The organism is Limnohabitans rimovensis (SeqCode) (genome assembly GCF_965234775.1).
GTDB lineage: Bacteria > Pseudomonadota > Gammaproteobacteria > Burkholderiales > Burkholderiaceae_C > Limnohabitans > Limnohabitans rimovensis.
The window spans coordinates 61482-84143 of record NZ_OZ248566.1; the positions used below are offsets into that span (position 1 = coordinate 61482).

The 22662-nt window shown below is 59.5% G+C and carries 23 protein-coding genes; 10 read left to right on the forward strand and 13 right to left on the reverse strand.

Translation table 11 applies throughout. The features are described from left to right. Genes AC8GFZ_RS09125 through AC8GFZ_RS09135 form a run of 3 tightly spaced genes read left to right on the forward strand, consistent with a single transcriptional unit; the run spans position 1 to position 1905 of the window. Positions 1 to 426: a BLUF domain-containing protein gene (locus AC8GFZ_RS09125; protein WP_506644566.1), complete on the forward strand. Its 426-nt coding sequence runs from the start codon at positions 1 to 3 to the stop codon at positions 424 to 426. Between the two features lie 7 nt (positions 427 to 433). Beyond that, positions 434 to 1273, forward strand: coding sequence for a DUF429 domain-containing protein (locus AC8GFZ_RS09130; RefSeq protein ID WP_506644567.1), 840 nt, complete (start codon positions 434 to 436; stop codon positions 1271 to 1273). Positions 1274 to 1314: 41 nt separating this feature from the next. Beyond that, positions 1315 to 1905, forward strand: coding sequence for a thermonuclease family protein (locus AC8GFZ_RS09135; RefSeq protein WP_506644568.1), 591 nt, complete (start codon positions 1315 to 1317; stop codon positions 1903 to 1905). 12 nt (positions 1906 to 1917) lie between these two features. On the opposite strand, the gene AC8GFZ_RS09140 is transcribed toward AC8GFZ_RS09135, so the two are convergent. The 3 genes from AC8GFZ_RS09140 to gpmA all read right to left on the reverse strand — a co-directional run bounded on the left by AC8GFZ_RS09140 (position 1918) and on the right by gpmA (position 4977). Continuing rightward, on the reverse strand, positions 1918 to 2676 hold the full coding sequence (locus AC8GFZ_RS09140) for a HesA/MoeB/ThiF family protein (RefSeq protein ID WP_506644569.1): 759 nt from the start codon (positions 2674 to 2676) through the stop codon (positions 1918 to 1920). Continuing rightward, positions 2673 to 4118, reverse strand: coding sequence for a S41 family peptidase (locus AC8GFZ_RS09145; protein WP_506644570.1), 1446 nt, complete (start codon positions 4116 to 4118; stop codon positions 2673 to 2675). The genes AC8GFZ_RS09140 and AC8GFZ_RS09145 overlap by 4 nt, the downstream gene beginning before the upstream one ends. A gap of 115 nt (positions 4119 to 4233) precedes the next feature. Then, positions 4234 to 4977 (reverse strand): 2,3-diphosphoglycerate-dependent phosphoglycerate mutase, encoded by a 744-nt coding sequence (gpmA, locus tag AC8GFZ_RS09150; RefSeq protein WP_506644571.1) that lies wholly within the window; start codon positions 4975 to 4977, stop codon positions 4234 to 4236. A gap of 82 nt (positions 4978 to 5059) precedes the next feature. Between gpmA and AC8GFZ_RS09155 the strand changes: the two genes are divergently transcribed. The 4 genes from AC8GFZ_RS09155 (at position 5060) to AC8GFZ_RS09170 (ending at position 7342) form a co-directional block, all read left to right on the forward strand. Then, the gene (locus tag AC8GFZ_RS09155) at positions 5060 to 5467 is read left to right on the forward strand and encodes a rhodanese-like domain-containing protein (protein ID WP_506644572.1); all 408 of its coding nucleotides are present in this window, start codon (positions 5060 to 5062) and stop codon (positions 5465 to 5467) included. 62 nt (positions 5468 to 5529) lie between these two features. Next, complete coding sequence (gene grxC, locus AC8GFZ_RS09160; RefSeq protein ID WP_506644573.1) at positions 5530 to 5793, forward strand: glutaredoxin 3; 264 nt, start codon at positions 5530 to 5532, stop codon at positions 5791 to 5793. A gap of 71 nt (positions 5794 to 5864) precedes the next feature. Continuing rightward, positions 5865 to 6314: a protein-export chaperone SecB gene (secB, locus tag AC8GFZ_RS09165; protein WP_506644574.1), complete on the forward strand. Its 450-nt coding sequence runs from the start codon at positions 5865 to 5867 to the stop codon at positions 6312 to 6314. A 41-nt stretch (positions 6315 to 6355) separates the two neighbouring features. Next, positions 6356 to 7342, forward strand: coding sequence for an NAD(P)H-dependent glycerol-3-phosphate dehydrogenase (locus AC8GFZ_RS09170; protein ID WP_506645105.1), 987 nt, complete (start codon positions 6356 to 6358; stop codon positions 7340 to 7342). A gap of 6 nt (positions 7343 to 7348) precedes the next feature. Here the strand turns inward: AC8GFZ_RS09170 and yjjJ are convergent, their stop codons facing one another. From yjjJ to metG, 7 genes are all read right to left on the reverse strand, one after another. Further along, complete coding sequence (gene yjjJ / locus AC8GFZ_RS09175) at positions 7349 to 8692, reverse strand: type II toxin-antitoxin system HipA family toxin YjjJ (protein WP_506644575.1); 1344 nt, start codon at positions 8690 to 8692, stop codon at positions 7349 to 7351. 348 nt (positions 8693 to 9040) lie between these two features. Then, positions 9041 to 9889: a pantoate--beta-alanine ligase gene (panC, locus tag AC8GFZ_RS09180; RefSeq protein ID WP_506644576.1), complete on the reverse strand. Its 849-nt coding sequence runs from the start codon at positions 9887 to 9889 to the stop codon at positions 9041 to 9043. A 40-nt stretch (positions 9890 to 9929) separates the two neighbouring features. Beyond that, entirely contained in the window at positions 9930 to 10805 is an 876-nt protein-coding gene (panB, locus tag AC8GFZ_RS09185; RefSeq protein WP_506644577.1) for a 3-methyl-2-oxobutanoate hydroxymethyltransferase, read from the reverse strand. Positions 10806 to 10829: 24 nt separating this feature from the next. Beyond that, positions 10830 to 11627 (reverse strand): segregation and condensation protein A, encoded by a 798-nt coding sequence (locus AC8GFZ_RS09190; protein WP_506645106.1) that lies wholly within the window; start codon positions 11625 to 11627, stop codon positions 10830 to 10832. A 113-nt stretch (positions 11628 to 11740) separates the two neighbouring features. Next, a complete protein-coding gene (locus tag AC8GFZ_RS09195; RefSeq protein ID WP_506644578.1) occupies positions 11741 to 11944 on the reverse strand; it encodes a DUF3460 family protein in 204 nt (67 codons plus the stop codon). Positions 11945 to 12085: 141 nt separating this feature from the next. Beyond that, positions 12086 to 13741, reverse strand: coding sequence for a SulP family inorganic anion transporter (locus tag AC8GFZ_RS09200; protein WP_506644579.1), 1656 nt, complete (start codon positions 13739 to 13741; stop codon positions 12086 to 12088). Positions 13742 to 13832: 91 nt separating this feature from the next. After that, entirely contained in the window at positions 13833 to 15986 is a 2154-nt protein-coding gene (gene metG, locus AC8GFZ_RS09205; RefSeq protein WP_506644580.1) for a methionine--tRNA ligase, read from the reverse strand. Positions 15987 to 16113: 127 nt separating this feature from the next. Here metG and apbC point away from each other — a divergent pair, with 127 nt between their 5' ends. Further along, on the forward strand, positions 16114 to 17205 hold the full coding sequence (gene apbC, locus AC8GFZ_RS09210) for an iron-sulfur cluster carrier protein ApbC (RefSeq protein ID WP_506644581.1): 1092 nt from the start codon (positions 16114 to 16116) through the stop codon (positions 17203 to 17205). Between the two features lie 15 nt (positions 17206 to 17220). On the opposite strand, the gene AC8GFZ_RS09215 is transcribed toward apbC, so the two are convergent. Both AC8GFZ_RS09215 and AC8GFZ_RS09220 read right to left on the reverse strand, forming a co-directional pair. Next, entirely contained in the window at positions 17221 to 18177 is a 957-nt protein-coding gene (locus AC8GFZ_RS09215; protein WP_506644582.1) for a hypothetical protein, read from the reverse strand. Positions 18178 to 18301: 124 nt separating this feature from the next. Further along, the gene (locus AC8GFZ_RS09220; RefSeq protein WP_506644583.1) at positions 18302 to 18637 is read right to left on the reverse strand and encodes a hypothetical protein; all 336 of its coding nucleotides are present in this window, start codon (positions 18635 to 18637) and stop codon (positions 18302 to 18304) included. 28 nt (positions 18638 to 18665) lie between these two features. Here AC8GFZ_RS09220 and AC8GFZ_RS09225 point away from each other — a divergent pair, with 28 nt between their 5' ends. Together AC8GFZ_RS09225 and AC8GFZ_RS09230 are read left to right on the forward strand one after the other, a co-directional pair. Then, positions 18666 to 20420 carry a hybrid sensor histidine kinase/response regulator gene (locus AC8GFZ_RS09225; protein ID WP_506644584.1) on the forward strand — a complete coding sequence of 585 codons (1755 nt, stop codon included), beginning with the start codon at positions 18666 to 18668 and terminating at the stop codon, positions 20418 to 20420. After that, positions 20410 to 22194 (forward strand): ATP-binding protein, encoded by a 1785-nt coding sequence (locus tag AC8GFZ_RS09230; protein ID WP_506644585.1) that lies wholly within the window; start codon positions 20410 to 20412, stop codon positions 22192 to 22194. Before AC8GFZ_RS09225 ends, AC8GFZ_RS09230 begins: the two co-directional genes overlap by 11 nt. Here AC8GFZ_RS09230 and AC8GFZ_RS09235 read toward each other — a convergent pair. Next, on the reverse strand, positions 22142 to 22618 hold the full coding sequence (locus AC8GFZ_RS09235; protein WP_506644586.1) for a YbaK/EbsC family protein: 477 nt from the start codon (positions 22616 to 22618) through the stop codon (positions 22142 to 22144). The genes AC8GFZ_RS09230 and AC8GFZ_RS09235 overlap by 53 nt on opposite strands. Positions 22619 to 22662 lie beyond the last annotated feature (44 nt).

The following is a 22662-nucleotide window of genomic DNA, read 5'->3' on the forward strand; positions in this document are numbered from 1 at the left end:
ATGCTGGTTCGAATGATTTATGTCAGCCGCGCCGTCAACCCCACCAGCGGCAGCCCCACCGACTCCATCTTGGCGTCCTCGCGCGAACACAATTTGTCCAGTGGCATCACCGGCATCTTGTGCTATGGCGGTGGCATTTACCTGCAGGCCTTGGAGGGCGGGCGCAACCAGGTCAATGCCCTGTATCACCAAATCGCCAACGACGAACGCCACCGCGATGTGGTCATCTTGTTGTACGAAGAAATCAAAGAGCGCCGTTTTGGCGGTTGGACCATGGGCCAGGTCAACCTCACGCGCTTGAACACCTCCATTGTTCTCAAGTACTCGGAAACCCACGACCTCGACCCTTACGCTGTTTCTGGCAGCGTGTCGCTGGCCTTGCTGGAAGAGTTGATGGCCACCGCCTCCATCATTGGGCGCGGCTGACCGGGCCATGCTGGCCGTTCTGGGCTGCGACTTCAGCAGCAGCCCATCCCGACGCAAACCCATTGTGTTGGCCTGGGGCCGCTGTCAGGGTGCGCGCGTGCACCTGGACCGTTTGCAGCGCTGTGACAGCCTGACCGAATGGGGCCAGGTGATGGCGCAAGACGGTGACTGGGTGGGCGGCTTTGACCTGCCCTTTGGTCTGCCGCGTGCATTGGTGACGCAGCTGAATTGGCCGCTCGATTGGCGCGCATGCATGGACCATTACGCCAGTTTGGATCGCGCACAAATTCGGGCCAGCTTCAAAGCCTTTTGCGATGCCAGGCCCGTGGGCCATAAATTTGCCCACCGCGCCACCGATGGCCCTGCGGGCTCAAGCCCGTCGATGAAATGGGTCAACCCGCCTGTGGCCTTCATGCTGCATGCGGGGGTGCCCTGGTTGATCCAAGCCGGGGTGCATTTCCCAGGTTTGCACCCAGGTGACCCGCGCCGCGTTGCCTTGGAGGCCTATCCCGGCTATCTGGCCCGCGCGGTGCTGGGGGGGCGCAGTTACAAAAGCGACGACCGCGCCAAACAAACCCCTGAGCGATTGATTGCCCGCAAAGACCTGATCCATGCCATGGAAATGGGCCAGGCCTTGGACATGCGTTTGGTGCTCAGCCATGCCCAGCGCGACGCTTTGGCAGAGGACGCCAGCGCCGATAGCTTGGACGCGGTGTTGTGTTTGATGCAAGCCGCCTGGGCTGCCCAGCGCCGCGCGCAAGGCGACCCCTTGTGCGGCTTGCCCGCGCAGCTCGACCCTTTGGAGGGGTGGATCGTCACCGCCCCTTGGCCAGCCCCGCAAATTTGATTTCAACAGCCTCCGCAACCCCGAAGACTGGGCCGCACACCATGGGTCATTTGCCACAACTGTTCATCCATGGCCGGGCCATGGCCCGTGCTGGCCTTTGGTTGATCGTGCCCTGGGTGGCGCTGGTCGCAGGATCTGTGGCTTGGGCCGAGGGTGCGGCCCCACCTCTGCAACCCGTTGCCCAGAGCGCAAACCTTGGCACGCCCGCATCGCAATGGGTGGGCTGGGTCACCAAAGTGGTCGATGGCGACACCTTGCATGTGCAGCCAGCCCAAGGTGGGGCCAGCCAGAAACTGCGCATCAAAGGCATTGACGCGCCCGAGGTGTGCCAGGCCTGGGGCATGCAGTCGCGCGAAGCCTTGGCCCGGTTGGTGTGGGGCCAGCGTGTCACGGTGCAATTGAATGATGTGGATGACCATGGCCGCTGGTTGGCCCAGGTGTTTGTCAATGGCGAAGATGTGGGCGCTCGGTTGGTGGCGCAAGGCCATGCCTGGTCATACCAATTTCGCCGCGACCCCGGTCCTTATGCCTTTCAGCAGCAGCAAGCGGCCATCAACCGACTGGGTTTGTTTGGCCAGCCCCAAGCCATGCGCCCACGTGAATTTCGTCAACGCCACGGGCCATGCCCATGAGGTGAAGGCCGCTCAGCGGGCCTGCCTGCTGCCGCACACTGGGCAATCGGGCTGTCGTGGCAAGCGCAATTCGCTCCAAGCCATGTGCCGACCATCGAGCATTTGCAAGCGGCCCATCAAGCTGGTGCCCACGCCCGCGAGTAATTTGAGGGCCTCGGCGGCTTGCAAGCTGCCAATGACGCCCACCAAAGGTGCCAGCACCCCCATGGTGGCGCATTGCACTTCGGGCGGGGGGTGGTCGGGTGCAAACACGCAGGCGTAACACGGTGAGGCACTTTCGCGCGGATCAAACACCGTGACCTGGCCATCCCAGCGGATCACCGCACCCGAGACCAGCGGCACCCGGTGTTGCACGCAGGCGGCGTTCACCGCTTGGCGGGTTTCAAAGTTGTCGCAGCAATCGATCACCACATGGCTTTGGGCCACCAAGGTGTTGAGCAGCGCGGCATCGGCCCGTTCGGTCAGGGCGTGCACCTGCACATCGGGATTGAGGGCTTGCATGGCCGAGGCGGCTGAACTGGCTTTGGGGTGGCCCACACGGGCCGTGGTGTGGGCAATTTGGCGTTGCAAATTGGTCAGGTCCACGTGGTCGTGGTCCACCACGGTGATGTGGCCGACACCGCTGGCGGCCAAGTACAACGCCACTGGGGAGCCCAAACCCCCGGCACCAATCACCAGGGCATGCGCATCGAGCCACCGTTGCTGGCCTTCTACACCCACCTCATCGAGCAAGATGTGGCGAGAGTAGCGCAGCAACTGGTCGTCGGTCATTGCTCCTTTTTCGCAGCAGGTCGTTCGGTTTGGGTTTTGCTGACCACCACCGGGCGACCCTTGAGCTGGTTGATGGCTTGCTGCAGCGGAAAGTCCTCTGCACTGCCCAACTCGGGCGGGCGGCGTTCGCTGTTGGGCTTTTTGGACTCTTCCTCCAAGCGTTTGAGGGCTGCCTCGCGGGCCTTTTCACGCGCCGGGTCTTTCACTTCAGCGCCTTGGCCGCTGTTGAGGTGTTTCTCCAGGTCGGCTTCGCGGGTGCGCAGCACGGCAAAGGGGCTGCCCTCCAAGGTGTCGTCGAGCAACACATCGGGGACGATGCCCTTGGCTTGGATCGAGCGGCCACTGGGGGTGTAGTAGCGTGCTGTGGTGATTTTCAAGGCGGTGTCGGGGCCCAACTGGCGCACGGTTTGCACCGAGCCTTTGCCAAAGGTTTGGCTGCCCATCACAGTGGCGCGTTTGTGGTCTTGCAAGGCGCCAGCCACGATTTCGCTGGCTGAGGCCGAGCCTTCGTTGACCAGCACCACCAGCGGTATCTTTTTATAAATGCCCTTGGTCGTTTCGGTCAGGCGGCGCACGGGGTCGGCTCCACGTCGCAGGTAGAACTGGGGCGAGGCCTTGTAAACGTATTTGCTTTCTTCGAGCTGGCCGTTGGTGGATACCACGGTCACATCGTCAGGCAAAAAGACAGCCGAGACCGCCACCGCCGCGTCGAGCAAACCGCCGGGGTCGTTGCGCAAGTCCAGCACCAGACCTTTGAGTTGCGGGTCTTGGTTGTAAATGTCTTCCAGCTTTTTGACCATGTCCTCGACCGTGCGCTCTTGGAACTGGGTCAAACGCACCCAACCGTAGCCGGGCTCGATGGGTTTGCCTTTGACGCTGACCACCTTGATCTCTTCGCGCACGATGGTGACGGGGAAGGTGCGGTTCTCTGATTTGCGGAAAATGGTCAAAACCACTTTGGTGCGCGGCTCGCCGCGCATGCGTTTGACAGCCTCGTTCAAGCTCAGCCCGCGCACAGCAGTGTCGTCCACCTTGGTGATCAGGTCGCCCGACTTGATGCCTCCCCGGTCGGCGGGTGAGCCTTCAATGGGGGAGACCACTTTCACCAAACCGTCTTCTTGGGTGATTTCGATGCCCACGCCGACAAACCGGCCAGCGGTGCCTTCGCGAAACTCTTTGTAGGATTTTTTGTCAAAGTATTGTGAATGCGGGTCCAGGCTGGACACCATGCCGGCGATCGCGTCGGAGATGAGTTTTTTGTCATCCACCGCTTCGACGTAGTCGCTTTTGACCATGCTGAACACGGCGGCGAGTTGTTGCAACTCTTCCAGCGGCAGCGGAGACATGGCGCTGCGGGCGCCCGAATGCAGCGACAAGGTGGTCAAAGAACCCACCAAAACGCCAATCGAGACCCAACTCACGATTTTCAGTTTTTGACCCATGTTGTCCTGCCGCAGCCGCGAATGAATAAGTGTGCAATATACAACGAGCACGGGGGCCGTGCATGGCCATGCTGGGGCAAGGCCCATCTCGCCTTATTGGATTGGCCTGGGTGCATCAAGCGCGGCCTTGTTGGGCCACTGCCGCTGCGGCCTTGGCGGCCGCTTCTGGGTCGCCCAAATAACGGTGACCCAAGGGGCGCAGTTGGGCATCAAGCTCGTACACCAAGGGGATGCCGTTGGGGATGTTCAAGCCCACGATGTCTTGGTCCGACACTTGGTCGAGGTATTTCACCAAGGCCCGAATGGAATTGCCGTGAGCCGCCACCAATACCCGTTTCCCGGACAAGATGGCGGGCGCGATGGACTCGTTCCAAAACGGCAGCACCCGCGCCACGGTGTCTTGCAAGCACTCGGTCAGTGGCACTTGCTCGGCGGGCAGTTGAGCGTAACGGGGGTCGCCACGTTCGCTGCGCGGGTCGCTCTCGCTCAGGGCAGGGGGCGGAGTGTCATAGCTACGGCGCCAAATCAGCACCTGCTCGGCGCCATATTGCTTGGCCATGTCGGCTTTGTTCAGGCCTTGCAATGCCCCGTAATGGCGCTCGTTCAAGCGCCAACTGTGGGTGACCGGCAGCCAGGGCCGGTCCATGCCGTCCAGGCAATGCCACAGGGTGTGGATGGCGCGCTTGAGCACGCTGGTGTAGGCCACATCAAATTCAAAACCTTCGGCTTTGAGCAAGCGACCGGCGGCTTGGGCCTGGGTCACCCCAGTGGGGGTGAGGTCCACATCGGTCCAGCCGGTGAAGCGGTTTTCCAAATTCCAGGTGGATTCGCCGTGGCGAAGAAGGACAAGCTTGTACATGGTCTTTTGAGGTGTCTGAGGGCAGGGCAAAGCGGGTGATTTTAGAATGGTCGTTTTCCACCCCCACAGAACAGGACACCCGTTGACTTTCATTGCCGACAATTGGATGCTCATCAGCATCGCGCTGAGCTCTGGACTTTTGCTCTTGTGGCCCACTTTGCAAGGCTTCAGCGCCCCTGGTTTGAGCGTGAATGACGCTGTGTTCAAAATCAACCGCGAAAAAGCCGTGGTCATTGATGTGTGCAGCCCCGAAGAATTTGCCGCTGGGCATGTCGTGGACGCCCACAACCTCGGTTTGGACCAACTCGAGGCCCAGCTGCCCCAAGTGGCGAAAAACAAAACCACCCCCTTGTTGATGGTGTGTGCATCGGGCCAGCGCGCCCAACGTGCCGCGGCCAGCGCCAAAAAATTGGGTTACGAGCAGGTGTTTTGTTTGCAAGGCGGCCTCAAGGCCTGGCGCGACGCCAACATGCCCACCGAAAAGGCCTAACCCCTGCGCCCCACCCCAGACCCTTGAATTGCCTCACCCGATCCAGACCTGAAAGGACCCCCATGCCCCCCATCAAGATGTACACCACCGCGGTCTGCCCCTACTGTGTTCGGGCCAAGAACATCCTCAAGTCCAAAGGGGTGGAGCACATCGAAGAAGTGCGCATCGACACCGACCCGAGCCAGTTGGCCCACATGATGTCCATCACCGGGCGGCGCACGGTGCCCCAGATCTTCATCGGTGACGTGCATGTGGGCGGCTGCGACGACTTGATTGCCCTGGACGGCCGTGGCGGCTTGCAGCCTTTGTTGCACCCCTCAACCTGAGATAATCTTCCCCACCCAACCCGACTGGGCGCATGTCCGGTCGGGATTTTTTTCGCACAAGGAACCCCGTCATGGCCGAAGACCAAGCCCCCGTATTCCAAATTCAACGCATTTACCTCAAGGACTTGTCTTTGGAGCAGCCCAACTCTCCCGGCATTTTGTTGTCGCAAGAGCAGCCTTCGGTGGACATCCAATTGGCCTTGGCCGCAGAAAACGTGGCTGACGGGGTGATCGAAGTCACCGTCACCGCCACGGTGACCACCAAAATCCAAGACAAAACCGTGTTTTTGGTCGAGGCCAAACAAGCCGGCATTTTTGAAGTGCGCGGCATTCCCGAAGACCAAATGGGCCCGTTGGTGGGGATTGCGTGTCCGCAAATCGTCTACCCCTACCTGCGAGGCAATGTGGCCGATGTGGTGCAGCGCGCAGGCTTTCCGCCGGTGCACTTGACCGAAATCAACTTCCAGGCCATGTACGAGCAGCAGGCCCTGCAAGCAGCGGCCAACCCCGCCGTTCAATGAGCCACTGAGCGCGCACGGATGTTGGCGTGAGCACCCACAGCATGAAGGTGGCCGTGGTGGGCGCCGGTGCCTGGGGCACGGCATTGGCCATCAGTGCCGCGCAGCAACATCATGTGGTGCTGTGGGGGCGCAACCCGGCCCATGCGCAAGCTTTGCAGCGCGAACGCTGCAACACCCAATACCTGCCCGGCGTGGCTTTGCCCAGCGCTTTGCACATCAGCCACGGGCCCGTGGCCGACTTGTTGCCGGGCTTGGACTTGTTGGTGTTGGCCACCCCTGTGGCTGCGCTGCGCAGCACCTTGGAAAGCTTGGCGCCACACATTGGCGCCACACCGGTGGTGTGGGTGTGCAAAGGTTTTGCGCCAGAAGATGGCGGTCCTTTGCCCCACGAGGTGGCCCATGCCGTGAGTCCCTCATTGATGGGTGGCGCTTTGAGCGGGCCGAGTTTTGCCATCGAAGTCGCGCGCGGCCAACCCACGGCCTTGGTCGCGGCCAGTGCCCATGCCTTGGTGCGTGAGCGCATGGCCGCGGTGTTTCACAGCCCCAGCCTGCGCGTCTACGGCAACGATGACATCGTGGGCGTGGAGGTGGGTGGCGCGGTCAAAAACGTCTTGGCCATAGCCACCGGCTTGTGCGACGGCATGCAACTGGGCTTGAACGCCCGGGCGGCCCTCATCACGCGCGGCTTGGCAGAAATCACCCGCTTGGGCCTGGCCATGGGTGCGCGCGCCGATACCTTCATGGGTTTGAGTGGCTTGGGCGACTTGGTGCTCACCGCCACTGGCGACCTGAGCCGCAACCGCCAAGTCGGCATGGCCTTGGCGCAAGGCAAAAGCCTGCCCCTTATTTTGCAAGCCCTGGGCCATGTGGCCGAGGGCGTGTACACCGCCCACACCGTGGTGCAACGCGCCCAGCACCTGGGCGTGGACATGCCCATCGCCCAAGCGGTGGTGTCGGTGTTGCAAGGCCACACCACGCCGCAGCAGGCCGTGGCGGCGTTGATGGGGCGAGGCGCTAAGGGCGAATAAGCGCTTTCAACCCAAGCGCGAAATTTGTTGACTGGCGCTGTTGAGATGAACTTCTAGCGCATCAATACAAACTTGAAACCCGTCGCTGAACTGGGTGCAGTTTCGCAGGGTCGTCAAGTAACTTTGGGCCAAGGCCAAGGCTTGTCGCCAATGGCTATTGCGAACACTGGCGTGCAGCGTCAAGCTGGGGATGGTGTTGTTCAACTTGCCGCCGCTGTTGGGTGCAAATGCCATGGGCGTCATGTCGTACGCCGGGCCCAGGTGGTAGGGGCGGCCTGTGTTAGACACAAAAGACAAATTGCCTGCGTGCATATCGGTGTTGCCGATGAGAACACCAAAAGCCCACAGAAACTCGGTGGCATCGGCGGCTTCGGGCGGCACCACGCCCAAACCTGCTAATCGACTGACCACCACCGGCCAGGGTTGGTGCGCGTCACCCACAAACTCGGCGTCCAGCGCCCGCAAAGACACCACGGCTTTGCGCCCCATCGCACCGGCGCGGTCAAAGCGCATCACCTCTAAAAACCGTTGGCCAGCGTGGTCCACCACAGTGGAAACCGCCGCCGCTACGCCGGCTTGGCGCAGGGTGTTCAAAGCCAAGTTTTCAGCCAACAACAGGTCGCGCCAGCGCTGGCTCACGGGGTTGTCGGGCAATTCGCTGAACTTGACCAACACATGCGCGGGGCCTGCGCTGGTTTGGGCATAGGCCGTGAACTTGGGTTGCTCGCCACCTGCTGAAGAACCGGGTGAATCGCCTTGTGAAGCACCCTGGGCCAGGTGGGCATAGGCTATTGGTTTATCCAATAGGGGCACAGCAGTGGGTTCTGGCATGCCGATGAACTTTTCTCGCGAAGTGGGGCCCAGCAACAAGTTGCCCACCCCATCGTGCCCATGCACCAGCAAAGCCCGCAGGGCGTGGTTGTCAGTCCATTCCTTGAGGTTGCTTGGCAAGCCCAGCGTGGCCCCATGGTGCGCTGCATAGGCGCGGCCCAAGTAGCCTTGCGGCAGCATGTCCAGCAACCACCAGGGCAAACCATCGCTATGGACTTGAAGTCCATCGGCTTGGGTGAACACAAAACCATCGGGCCGAACGGGTGTCAAAACGCCCAACTCGTGGAGTTTGCCTTGGGCATCCACGCGAAACACGGGCACATCACCAAAACCGCGACCTGTGTCGCGCAACACATAGCGCGAGCCTTTTTTTTGCCCCAACTGAAGCACCTCGCCCGCCATGGCCGCCAAAGCCCGTGACACCGTGGGCTGGCTGATGCCCAACCCTTTAGCCAATTGCGTGCCCGAATGGGGGCCAGCGGCCAGGCGCAGGCGCAGCAGATCGGTGTGAGCGGGCATGAATTTGAATTTAATATTGAATGAAAAATGAATTATAAATGGCGTAAAGTAGTTGGTGTAATTTTTAATACTTAAGTTTTTAAAACTAAGCCAACTTTTGAAAATTTTATTAGTCTTGTCTTTGCCACTTTCCGGTTGATTACCCCTGATATCAGAAGACCTTTTCTACACTATTCACCTAGTTGTTGGTGGATTCGATCCCACTTTGACTTTCTATCAAATTACCGCAGAATCCAAAGAACGCACTAAAGAGTCATTGCTTGATCTACCAGCGCAAACTGCACGTGGTTTTCTGGAAATAGTGCAAGACGAAGTTGAGTGACTCTTATTTTGTAGTTTAAATTTCCCTCAAATCTCTAAGTTATCAATCAATCGCGTGGCCCCCAACTTCGCCGCGCCCAGCACCACCAGTGCATCACCCGCTTGCGGGGCTTGCAGGTCTTGGCGACGGCGCACGGTGAGGTAGTCGGGTTGCCAGCCGCGCTGGCGCAGGTGGTCCATGGCTTGGGCTTCCAACAGGGGCAATTGGGCGGGCAAGGCTGGTCCTGAGGCCAAAGCGTCTTGGCCCAATTGGCGCAGCGCCAGCGACAGTTGCACTGCCTCCGCGCGTTCCGCTTGGCTCAGGTAGCCATTGCGCGAACTCAGCGCCAAACCATCTGGGGCGCGGCAGGTGTCCACGCCGCTGATGTCAATGGGCAGGGCAAACTGGCGCACCATTTGGCGAATCGCCATCAGCTGTTGGTAATCTTTTTTGCCAAACACCGCCACACCTTTGGCTTTGCCAGCAAACACGGCCATGAAGAGTTTCATCACCACGGTGCTGACGCCCGTGAAAAAGCCCTGGCGAAACTGCCCTTCCAAGATATCGGCCAACACCGGGTCGGGTTGCACCTTGAAGGTTTGCGGCTGGGGGTACAGCTCGGCTTCATCGGGCGCGAACAGCAGGTCGCAGCCCTCGGCCTCGAGTTGGGCGCAGTCACCGGCCCAGGTGCGGGGGTAGCTGTCAAAGTCTTCGTGCGGCAAAAACTGCAAGCGGTTGACAAAGATGCTCGCCACGCTCAAGTCGCCCAAAGTTTTGGCCTGGCGCAGCAAGGTCAAATGGCCTTCGTGCAAATTGCCCATGGTCGGCACAAAGGCCGGCTTGTGGGCTGCGGCAAGGTGCTGGCGCAATTCGTCGATGGTTCGGGCGATGAGCATGGAAAGGGTGCTTAAAGAACAGCGCGAAGGGTGAACAGCATCACCAAGCGTGCAGCGCGTTGTCGGGGAATTGGCCGCTTTTGACCGCAGCCACATAAGCAGCCATGGCCGCTTGCACACTGTCGGCACCGGTCATGAAGTTGTGCACAAATTTCGGGTTTTTGCCCAGGTTGATGCCCAGCATGTCGTGCATCACCAGCACTTGACCTGCTGTGCCATCGCCCGCGCCAATGCCAATGGTGTGGCAGCGCGGCAGGGCCAGGGTCAGGCTGCTGGCCAGAACGGCTGGCACCATTTCCAGCACCAACATGCTGGCCCCGGCGTCTTGCAAGTCCACGGCCTCTCGGTGCAGTTGGGCCGCAGCCTCTGGCTCGCGCCCCTGCACCCGGTAGCCGCCCAAGGCGTGCACGGTTTGCGGGGTCAGCCCCAAATGGGCGCACACGGGTATGCCGCGCTCGACCAAAAAATGCACGGTCTTGGTGGTCCAGCCACCGCCTTCCAACTTGACCATGTGGGCACCGGCTTGCATCAGCACCAAGGCGCTGCGCAGGGCTTGTTCGCGCGACTCGTGGTAGCTGCCAAAGGGCAGGTCGCCAATCACCCAAGCCGTGCCTTGCACTCGGCGCAGCCCGCGCACCACGCTTTCGGTGTGGTAGCGCATGGTCTCCAGGCTCACACCGACGGTGCTGGGCAAGCCTTGGCACACCATGCCCAAAGAGTCGCCGACCAAAATGCACTCAACCCCCGCCGCATCGGCCACGGCGGCAAAGGTGGCGTCATAGGCGGTCAGCATGGTGATCTTGTCGCCGCGCGCGCGCATGTCGTTCAAGCGCGGCAGGCTGATCGGCTTGCGCGTGGGCAGCTCGGACGCGGGTGGCAAGGTCCCGTAAGGGGTGGCAGCGTGGGAAACGGTCATGGGGTGGCCTCGGTGAGGCGAAAATTATGCGGGGGTATAGCTCAACCGCACATAAATAGGGGCATAGACCTCGGCTTGGGTGACCTCAATCAAGGTCTCTTTGGCCAGCTCCAGCACGGCGATAAAGGTCACCACCAACACGGATACGCCTTTGTGGGCCTCAAACAAGTCGCTAAATTCAACAAATTTGCGACCTTGTAATTTTTTCAGCACCATGCTCATGTGTTCGCGCACGCTGAGTTCTTCTTGGGCGATTTTGTGGTGCTCGACCAAGCGGGCGCGGCGCACGATGTCGGCCCAGGCTTGGCGCAGGTCCACCACATCCACCTCTGGAAAGCGCGGTTGCAGCGATTGTTCGATGTAGACCTGGGCGCGCAAAAAATCGCGGCCAAACTGGGGCAGCTCGTTGAGGCGGGCCGCGGCCAGTTTCATTTGCTCGTATTCGAGCAAGCGGCGCACCAACTCGGCACGCGGGTCTTCGGCCTCTTCGCCCTCGGCCACCTTCTTGGGGGGCAGCAGCATGCGCGACTTGATCTCAATGAGCATGGCAGCCATCAGCAAGTATTCGGCCGCCAACTCCAGGTTGTGGGTGCGAATCTCGTCCACATAGGTCAGGTACTGGCGGGTCAGGGCCGCCATGGGGATGTCGAGGATGTTGAAGTTTTGCTTGCGGATCAAATACAGCAGCAGGTCCAGCGGCCCTTCGAAGGCCTCCAAAAAGACCTCCAATGCATCGGGCGGGATGTAGAGGTCGGTGGGCAGTTTGAACAGCGGTTCGCCATACAAGCGGGCCACAGCAATGTGGTCCACCACCTGGGGCATGGCTGCCAAAGAGGGGGCGTGCTCAGAGTTCAAATCAAAGCCGGTGGCGGCGCTGGCTTGGGGTGGGTCGCCCAGCAAGTCCGTGTCTGCCGGGCCGGGTGCGGCGTTGTCGCTCACGCTTGCGGGTGATAGACGTAAGGCTTTTGGGCCACTCGGGCGGCGGCGAATTCGGCCGAGGTTTGCCTGTCAATGGTTTTGTCCCACAACAGGGCGCGGCCTTGGCGCTGCTCGGCCTCCAAGCTGGGCTTGTCGGACTTGAGCTGGGTGATGAACTGAGTCACATCCGACTGGTAATCTGGGCGGCGAAAAATCGACATGGGGAAATCCTTTCGGGCCATTTTACCGACCGCCTGAGCCCACCCCGAAGGTCATCGCCGGGAGCACCATTTGCCTTGATCCGTGGCGAGTGGTGGATTGAGGGCCTGAGCCGCCTGGGGTGGAGATGGTGAAGTTTGCTTTCACGTCAAGGTCACGGGCCGGGCCTGGGCCAGGCCGGTGGCCAAATCCGGCGCCAGTGAGCCAGTGCCCAGCAAATTGACCAAGCCACAGCGGCGCGCCATGTCCATGGGCTGGTGGTCCAGGCCGCACAGCACCAGGTGCACGCCTTTTGCGGTGCACAAGCGCGCCAAGGCCAGCATGGCATCTGCCCCTGATGAGTCCATGTAAATCAGGTTTTTCAAGTCCAGCACCAGGGCTTGGCTGGGCAAATCGTCTTCCATGGCCTCGATCAAGCGCACCGCCCCAAAAAACAAAGCCCCATGCAGCCTGTGAGCGCGCACTTGCGGTTCATGGCTTGCCACACTTGGCGGGATGGGCACGGCCTCGGCCCGGGTCAGGCTGGAAATGCGGTAAATAAAGGTCAGGCCAGCGGCAAACAAACCCACTTCCACCGCCACAGTCAGGTCCAGCACCACGGTCAGCACAAACACCGCCAGCAAGGTCACGCGGTAGGGCAGGCGAAATTGCCGCAGCTGTCCAAAGGCGCGCCAATCGCCCATGTTCCAGGCCACAAACATCAAAATCGCCGACAAAGCGGCCAAGGGCACGTGGTAGGCCAAAGGGGCGGCCACCCCAATCACCACCAACAAAGTCAAGGCGTGCACCATGCCCGCCACTGGACTGGTGGCACCACTTTTGGCGTTGGTCACGGTGCGGGCAATGGTGCCGGTGGCAGGCATGCCCCCGAAAAATGGCGTGACAAAGTTGGCCACGCCTTGGGCCATCAGCTCTTGGTTGGGGTTGTGGCGGTCGCCAATCATGCCGTCGGCCACGCGGGCGCACAGCAGCGATTCAATCGCCCCGAGCAAAGCCAGGGTGAGGGTGGGCATGACCAAGGCTTGGGCGCTGGCCCAGCTGAACTCGGGCCACACCCAGCTGGGCAGGTTGGAGGGAATGCCACCAAAGCGGCTGCCAATGGTCTCCAATGGCAAACCCCACCAGGCGGTGAGTGCCGTGGCCAACACCAGCACCACGATGGAGCCGGGCATACTGGCCACGCCACGCACCCACGGCGAAGGCGCGTGGACCAGGCGCCGCCCCCCCGCTTGCCAGACCAACAACACCAGCACGCCCGCGCTGGCCATGCCCAATGCCCAGGGGTTGAATGCGCCCAGGTTTTGCCCCAAGGTTTGCAAAATGCCCCAAAAATCGGCCGGCATGTTGGGCACATTCAGCCCCAAAAAATCTTTGATTTGCGACAAGGCCACCAACACGGCAATGCCATTGGTGAAACCAATCACCACGGCCACGGGGATGAATCGGACCAGGTTGCCCAGCTTGAGCAGGCCCATGGCAAACAACAGCACGCCCGACATCGCGGTGGCCAAGATCAGGTTGGCCACGCCATGGCGCTCCACAATGCCGTAGACGATGACGATGAAGGCGCCCGCTGGCCCGCCAATTTGCACCCGGCTGCCGCCCAATAAAGAAATCAAAAAGCCCGCAATGATGGCGGTGAACAAACCGGACTGCGGGCTCAGGCCTGAAGCAATGGCAAAGGCCATGGCCAAGGGCAAGGCCACCACGCCCACGGTCAAGCCTGCGCCCACGTCTTTGAAAAACCTCTCAGATGTGTAGCCTTGGAGGGCGTCGAAAAGCTTGGGTCTGAAGAACATCAAACCACTATATACCTGTGGTGGTGGCTGCCTTTTGATGCAGCTTAAAGCAACGCCAAATTCTCAGGGCCGGCGAGTTCAGCCCCGCGCATCAGTGGATACGCATGCCCGGCGTCGCACCCGGCCAAGGGTGCAGCACATGGATGCCGGGTTGGGCTTTTTCGTCGGCGTGGGACGCGGCCAGCACCATGCCCTCGGAGACGCCAAACTTCATTTTGCGCAGTGCCAAATTAGCCACCATGACGGTGAGCTTGCCCACCAAGTCAGACGGTTGGTACATGCTGGCGATGCCGCTGAAGACATTGCGGGTGCGGCCTTCGCCCACGTCCAGCGTCAAGCGCAAGAGCTTGGTGCTGCCCTCCACCGCTTCGCATTTGACGATCAAGGCGATGCGCAAATCGATCTTGGCAAAGTCGTCGATGGAGATGGTCTCGGCGATGGGCTCGCCGCCGGGGACAGATAAATTGGGGTCAGATTCCAATTTTCCGGAGGACAACTCGGGCGCTGACACCGCCGCATCAGGCGGTGGCTCAAACAAAGCCTCCAGCATCTTGGGGTCCACGCGTTGCATCAGGTGTTGGTAGTTGCCAATCGTGTGGCCGGCACCCATGCGTTGGTCGCGCTGCGCAAACTGCAAAGGAGCGATGTTCAAAAAGGCTTCCACGTTGGCAGCCAATGCGGGCAGCACAGGTTTCAAGGCGAGGCTGAGCAAACGGAAGGCCTCGATGCAGGTGCTGCACACATCTTGCAAGCGGGCGTCTTGGCCTTCCAACTTGGCCAGTTCCCAAGGCTTGTTGGCGTCCACGTATTCGTTGACCCGGTCGGCCAAGGCCATGGTGTCGCGCAAGGCTTTGGCGCAATCGCGGTTGTCGTACAGGGCTTCAATGGCAGGAAGTCCCGCGTGCAGCTGTGCCAGCAGCGCTTCGCCATCTGCGCTCACCGCACCCAATTGGCCACCAAAGCGCTTGGCAATGAAACCCGCCGCGCGGGAGGCGATGTTGATGTACTTGCCCACCAAGTCCGAGTTGACCCGCGCCATGAAGTCCTCGGCGTTGAAGTCAATGTCTTCGTTGCGGCCATTGAGCTTTGCAGCCAAGTAGTAGCGCAGCCACTCGGGGTTCATGCCGAGCTCCAAGTACTTCAAGGGGTTCAAGCCGGTGCCACGGCTTTTGCTCATCTTCTCGCCGTTGTTCACAGTGAGGAAGCCATGCACAAACACCTTGTTCGGCACTTTGCGGCCGCTGAACTTCAAAATGGCCGGCCAAAACAGCGTGTGAAAGGTGACGATGTCTTTGCCGATGAAGTGGTATTGCTCGGTGTCCTCAGCGGCCATGTACTCGTCAAAGCTGCGCGTCTCACCATGCTGAGCCTTGGGCCCACCCTTGTCGAACCAGTTTTTCAGCGACGCCAAATAGCCAATGGGCGCGTCCAGCCACACATAAAAATACTTGCCCGGTGCGTCGGGAATTTCAATGCCAAAGTAGGGCGCATCGCGGCTGATGTCCCAGTCGCCCAAACCTTCGCTGGTGGAACCATCGGGGTTGGTGCGAACGCTGAACCACTCTTTCACCTTGTTGGCCACTTCGGGTTGCAGGTGTTGGCCGTTTTGTGTCCAGTCTTGCAAAAATTCCACGCAGCGCGGGTCGGAGAGTTTGAAGAAAAAATGCTCGGCGTGTTTCAACACCGGCGTGGCACCCGACAAGGCCGAGTACGGGTTTTTCAAATCGGTGGGTGCGTACACCGCACCGCAACTTTCGCAGTTGTCGCCATACTGGTCTTTCGCGCCGCACTTGGGGCACTCGCCCTTGATGAAGCGGTCCGGCAAAAACATGTTTTTCTCGGGGTCGAAAAACTGCTCAATGGTTTTGCGCTCAATCAGCGTGCCGCCTTGTGTCTCGGACAGGTCACGCAGGTCGCGGTAAATCTGCTGCGCCAAGGCGTGGTTCTCGGGGGCGTCGGTGCTGTGCCAGTTGTCAAAGCCGATGTGAAAGCCATCCAAGTACTGTTGCCGGCCCGCCGCGATGTTGGCGACAAATTGCTGCGGCGTGAGGCCAGCTTTTTCAGCGGCGATCATGATGGGCGCACCGTGGGTGTCGTCAGCGCAAACAAAGTTGACCGCGTGGCCCTGCATCCGTTGGTAACGCACCCAAATATCGGCTTGGATGTATTCCATCATGTGCCCGATGTGGAAGTTGCCGTTGGCATAGGGCAGGGCGGTGGTGACAAATAAGCGGCGCTGGGTCATGGGGGAGTAACCTTGTTTGAAGGGCGCGATTTTAGGCGCTGGCCCTGGCTTTGTGGGGGAATGCGCCCCGCACCGGCAGCAGCCCAGGGCGCTTGGGTAGACTCTGCCGCTTTGCCAGGAGAGAACCATGTCCTTGAACGATGCCACCTTGCGCCAAGCAATCAGCACCGTGGTGGACCCCCACACCGGACAAGACTTTGTTGCCAGCAAGGCCTTGAAAGCCTTGCGCATCACTGGCGCAGACGTGTCGGTCGAGGTGGAATTGGCTTATCCCGCCAAAAGCCTATTTCCGACTTTGCGCCAGCAATTGGTCACGGCCATCAAGCAAGTGCCGGGCGTGGGCCAGGTCACCGTGCAGTTGAGCAGCCGCATCGTGGCCCATGCGGCGCAGCGCGGCGTGCAACTGCTGCCCCAAGTGAAAAACATCATCGCTGTGGCGTCTGGCAAGGGCGGTGTGGGCAAAAGCACCACCGCCGTCAACCTGGCCTTGGCTTTGGCTTCCGAAGGGGCCAGCGTGGGCTTGCTCGACGCCGATATTTACGGCCCCAGCCAACCTATGATGATGGGCATTGAAGGTCGACCTGAGAGCAGCGACGGCAAAACCATGGACCCGCTGGAGAACCACGGTGTGCAAGTCATGTCGATTGGTTTTTTGGTGGCCAAAGACGAGGCCATGATTTGGCGCGGCCCCATGGCCACCCAAGCACTTGAACAGTTGCTGCGCCAAACCAATTGGCGCGACTTGGACTATTTGATCGTTGACATGCCCCCGGGCACCGGCGACATCCAACTCACCTTGAGCCAGCGCGTGCCCATGACCGGCGCCGTGATCGTCACCACCCCGCAAGACATCGCCCTGCTGGATGCCAAAAAAGGCATCAAGATGTTCGAGAAGGTGGGTGTACCCATCCTGGGCATTGTGGAAAACATGGCGGTGCACATTTGCAGCCAATGCGGCCACAGCGAGCACATCTTTGGCCACGAAGGGGGCAAGCGCATGGCCGAAGAATTTGGCATGCCCTACCTGGGCGCCTTGCCCCTGGATTTGAGCATTCGCCTGCAAGCCGACAGCGGCAAACCAACCGTGGTCTCCGACCCCGATGGTTCGGTGGCAGCCATTTACAAAGCCATTGCGCGCCAAGTGGCGGTGGGCGTTGCGGCCAAGGCCAAAGACTTTTCGGCCAAATTCCCCACCATCACGGTGTCCAAAGACACCTGAAAAAAGGCCCGCGTTTCACAGCTTGGTAAACGTAAAGCCGCGCAACAAATGGTGATGTGCCCAGTCTGACAAAGCGTACCAAGCGGGCTCGGCGCGCAAGTCCCAGGCGATGAAAGTGGCCAACACCGCGCTGTGCTGCCACATATGGGGGCTCAGGTGCAAGGCATAGCCCGGTGAGTCAATGAAGTCATCGTGGTGCATGGCCGTCAAGCCCAGGGTCATGGCCGCTGTCAGTGCCAGCAAATGCTTGCGCAGCCCGGCGGCCCAATTTGGATGCCCCTGTCGACGCAGCAAAAGCAGCACACACAGGCCCAAACCCTGGGCAAGGTTCAGCAGGCCAAAAAATGAGGACAAGCCCAGCGCAATCGGTGGGGTAATGGTGTTGCGGTAGGCGTTGTCCAGCATTTCGGGCGAGACCGATGTGGGCAGTGCCGGGGCTTGGGCCACCCAGCCCGAGGCTGGGGCTTCAAAGTCGACCAGCGGTGTACCCAATGCCGCCGCTGGAAACAAAGTTTTGACCGCCTCGCGCACACTGGGCGACATGTTCTCTGTGCCCAAAGGCACACCATGGATGCGCAATTGACCCTGGGCGGCCAAGTCTGCGATGTTGAGCAGGTAAACACTGAGCCTTTTTTCCTCTACCGGCGCGGAGTCCACCAAATGGTCAATCACCATTTTTTGGAAGTGCCACATCAAGGTCATGCCCAGGGCAAAACTCAGCAGCACAGCTTGCCAGCGTTGGGCCATGCGCAGGTCCAGCCAGCGCAGCAGTAGCATGCTCAAACCAAAACCGGCAATGATGCGGCCCCAAAACTGCACGCCATCCAAATCTTTGTCGGACAACACCACATCGGTCAATTCCAGCATCCGGTGGTTGAACGACAGCTCCACCAAGGCGTACAGCACCAGCACCGCCGCAAACCAAACTTGGTCTTGCAAACTCACGGGCGGTTTAGGTTCTGTGTTGGTCATGGGTGGGGGATTATCTTTGATAAATATTCATCGCCCCTCAGACCACTGGTTTTCAGCTCGGTTGCAGGCCGCATACAGCTGGTGGCGTGCGGTGTCAAAACCTCTGGCCAATCTGAGTCGCCCATCACGCTCTCAATGTGCGATTGCAGGGAATCTGCATGGACCAGTTTGGCCAGGTGCTGTGCGTGGGATATGGAGACATCCAAAGGAGCAGTGGCTTTTGGTGCGGTTTTGCGGTTGGCAGGTTTTCGGGCCGGCTGACGGGCACTTTCCATTGGACCTTCATGGCTTTGGCGCTTTTGCCACAGAGGATGTGGTCGCCTTTGCTGCGGATGAGCATGATGGCAGCCAAAAAACCTGTGCAAATGCCCAAGTCCCACAAGCTTGGCCGAAGTGTTTCCAACGCCCATAAAGAATATGCGCGGCTAAAGGCCCTTGCTTTAACATCAAGCTGCTTCATTCTGTTTCAAATACAAACCATTTGTTTCATGCGCACCCTTTCCCAATTCATCCATCAATCGGGGTTTTTCAGCACCTCGGGTGAAGGACAAGCTCGGTGCATGGCGGGGCTTTTTGCCTGGGTGGTGTGCGTCAATTGTTTGATGGTGGCCATGGTGCCCATGGCGCAATACCCCTCTTGGGTGGTGGGCTTGGCCGCGGTGTTTTTTCTGGCCTTGGCCATCTGCATTCAGCGCAACCCCAACCCGGTGTGGTGTATCCATGCGATGCTGGGCTTGTTGATAGCCTTGTTGTTTTTCTTGGTGGTGCACACCGGCGGTGTGGTTTCAGTCGCAACGGTTTGGTTGTCGGGGGTGGCCCTGATTCCTTTTTTGTTGCTACCCATCAAGCCTGCTGTGATGTGGTTGGCGGTTCAAACCCTGGGCTTGGTGTTGGTCATGGCTTTGGATTTTGTGGGTTGGCCCATGGGGCCGGCCGACGCACCCGACATGGTGGTTTGGGGGTGGGCCAATAAAGTGCTGGCCACATTGACCCTGTTGGGCATTTTGGTTTACCTGGGTGAGTCGCAACGTCAGCAACTTTCGGTATTGCAGTTGCAAAGTGATGAACTGAATCGCACCCACGAGGCCCTGATGCGCGCACAAAGCCACAAGGATGAATTCATCGCCTCTGTGGGCCATGAATTGCGCACACCGATGAATGCCATTTTGGGCCTCAACAGCGTGCTCAAAGACCAGCTGACCCAGCACCCCCAAGACTTGGAGCGGGCTGAGCTGATTCGCCAGTCCACCCAGCGCTTGCTGACCTTGGTCAATGACATTTTGGATTTCTCCCAATTGCAAGCCCAGCGCATGAGTTTGGGCAGCCAACCCTATGCCTTGGGCCTTGGGGTGCAAGCACTGTTTGCCCGTTACGAGAACAAACCCCGTGGTGCCCACATTCAAATGCATTGCAGCATCGATCCGAGCTTGCCCCCGTGGGTGTTGCTGGACGCCAGGCGGTTTCACCAGGTGTTGGAGAACTTGCTGGACAACGCACTCAAATTCACCCGCGCTGGGCGCATTGATTTGCGCTGCCTGCCTTGCGAGGTGGGCTTGCGCGTGGAAGTCCAAGACACAGGCATTGGCATGACGCCAGAGCAACAAGCGCAGGTGTTTGGGCGCTTTGAGAAAGCCCATTCAGACGACTTTCACTTGCACGACGGCACGGGCTTGGGCTTGTCCATTTGTGAAAAATTGGTGCAACTCCAAGGGGGCCAGTTGGGCGTGACCAGCCAATTGGGGCATGGTTCAAGCTTTTGGTTGGAAGTGCCACTGCTGTCTGCACCCACGCCGCCGCTGGGTGCGCCAGTCGCATCACCCCCGGGCGCGATCGCTGGTGCCGCCTTGCGATTTTTGATCGTGGACGATCACCCGGTGAATTTGCTCGTGGCCAAAAGCATGGTTTTGAAGCTGTGGCCCAACGCAACGGTGCAGACTTTGGGTGAAGGGGTGCAGGCACTGGCCTATTTGGCCGAGCAAACGGTGGATTTGGTGCTGATCGATATGTACATGCCTGATATGGATGGCCTGGCCTTGACCAAGGCCATCCGCGCCCTGCCTGGCCCCATCCACCACATGCCGGTTCTGGGCATGACCGCCAGCAACCAACCTTTGGACATGCAGCGCTGTTTTGAGGCGGGCATGAACAATGTGGTGCTCAAACCAATGGACGTGCACAAACTCCAAGCGGCGGTAGACATGTGCTTTTGGGGCCCGGACAAGGGGCTTGCCCATGTGGGCTGACCTGCGCACCCATTGGCAGGCTCGCCAATGGATATTGTTTTTTGGGGCCCTCACGCCTCCCAATCTTCGTGCGGGCCGATTGCCCTTTGTGTTTTTTGCGGGCGTGGGTTTGATGGCAGCGATCGGCATGCTGTGGCTGTTCACGCCCAATGTGGGCAGCCAAGAAAGCCGATTGATTTTCATCGCATTCATCGCCTTCAGTTTGGGGTTGCTGAACATGGGGATGTCCACCCAACGGGTTTTGACCTTGGTGGGTGTGTATGCCACGGCACACATTGGCTTGGCAGCCTATTTCGGGCAGGGCATTTTTTCACCCCGCATCAATTGGCTGTACCTGATCCCGATTTTGATGTTCCACATCATTGGCCGCAGAGCTGGTTTGTTGTGGGGTGGTGTGGTGGTGGGGACTTTTTCATTGGTGGCCTTTTTCAACCACTGGGGGGCCTTGCCGCATTGGATGCCCATGACCAAGGGCCACGATGTGTATGCGTTTTTGGTGTACGCGGTGACGGCCACCAGTTTGATCACCATCACCCTGACCTACCAAAGTTTTAGCGCCAAGGCGATTGCGGCCTTGCGCGCCAGCAACCAAGAATTGGAGGCGCGGCGCCAGGAGTTGCAGCAAATTTTGGATATCCGCGATCGTTTCATTTCTTCGGTCAGCCATGAGTTGCGCACACCCATGAATGCCATCATGGGATTCAATGAATTGCTGTGCGAAAACCAAGCGGGCAATGCAAAAGCCATGGAAGTGTTGGCGCTGACCCAGCAATCGGGTGAGCATTTGATGACAGTGATCAACGATGTGCTGGACTATTCGCAGTTTCAATCGGGCAAGTTGGCGGTGAACCCCGAGTCCTTCGAGCTGCGCAAGACCGTGGACAACGCCACGGGTTTGTTTGCCCATCGCTTGAGCAGCATGAAGCTGGATTTCTCACACGCGGTGGATGACAAATTGCCGACCTGGGTCTGGGCCGATCGGCATCGGCTGATGCAAATATTGGTCAATTTGCTGGGCAACGCCATCAAGTTCACGCCCCAAGGCCATGTCAGTTTGGGCGTCAGGCCCGATGGGGCTTTCATCTTGTTTGAAGTGCAAGACACGGGCATTGGCATTGCTGAAGAAAAGCTGTCCATGGTGTTTGACCGTTTTTCACAAGCCACCGACCAGACCCAAAATTTATATGGCGGCAATGGCCTGGGCTTGACCATTTCCAAGCGTTTGGTGGAGCTGATGGGGGGCACGATAGGTGTGCGCAGCCAGTTGGGAGAGGGCAGTTGTTTTTGGTTCAAGCTGCCCCTCAAAGTGGGCCAGGCACCACCCACCTCCGACGTGGCCGATGCCCAACAAGGGGATATGCGCCAAAGGCCTTGGCGTTTTTTGGTGGTCGATGATGTGCAAATCAACCGCATGTTGCTGCGCCAGATGTTGATGTTGGAGTGTCCTCAGGCCCAAATCACCGAGGCGGTGAACGGTGTGGAGGCGCTGAAAACCATGCAGACAGAGGCCTTTGACCTGGTGTTCATGGACATGTTGATGCCCCAAATGGATGGCATCGAGGCAAGTCAGCGCGTTCGCGCCGACTTGCCGGAACCAGCCTGCCACACCCCGATTCTGGGCTTGACCGCCAATGTCAACACCAGCGACAAAGATCGGTTTATGACGGCCGGTGCCAACGAGTTTTTGCTCAAGCCCTTTGCCCGCAAAGACCTGATGCAAGTCACCCAGCGTCTGTTGGTGGGCGACAAACATCCACCCATTGCCCCTGGGTGATGTGCGCCAACAAGGTGACCGACATGCGCACCGCGCTGTTGACCGAGCCCGCCGCGGGCAGCACTTCGTCAAATGCCTGCAAAGAGGCATCCAGGTAAATGGGTAATGCCTGGGCCAAACCAAAAGGACACACACCGCCCACTGGGTGGCCAGTGATGTCGGCCACCACATCGGGGCTGAGCATCTTGCCTTTGCCCAGGGCGGTTTTGAATTTGGCGTTGTCGATGCGAGCGTCACCGCGGGCCACCAACAACACCACACGCTTGTCGTGTAGTTCAAAGGCCAAGGTTTTGGCAATGCGGCCTGGCTCGACCCCATGGGCCGCCGCTGCCAAGGCCACGGTGGCCGTGTTTTCGGCGGTCTCCAAAATCGGGATGTGGAGGTTCAATGCTTCGAAGTGCGCTTTGACGGATGCCACGCTCATGCCAAGGGTCCTGTGTGTGAGGGCGGCGCCATGATAGCCAAGGG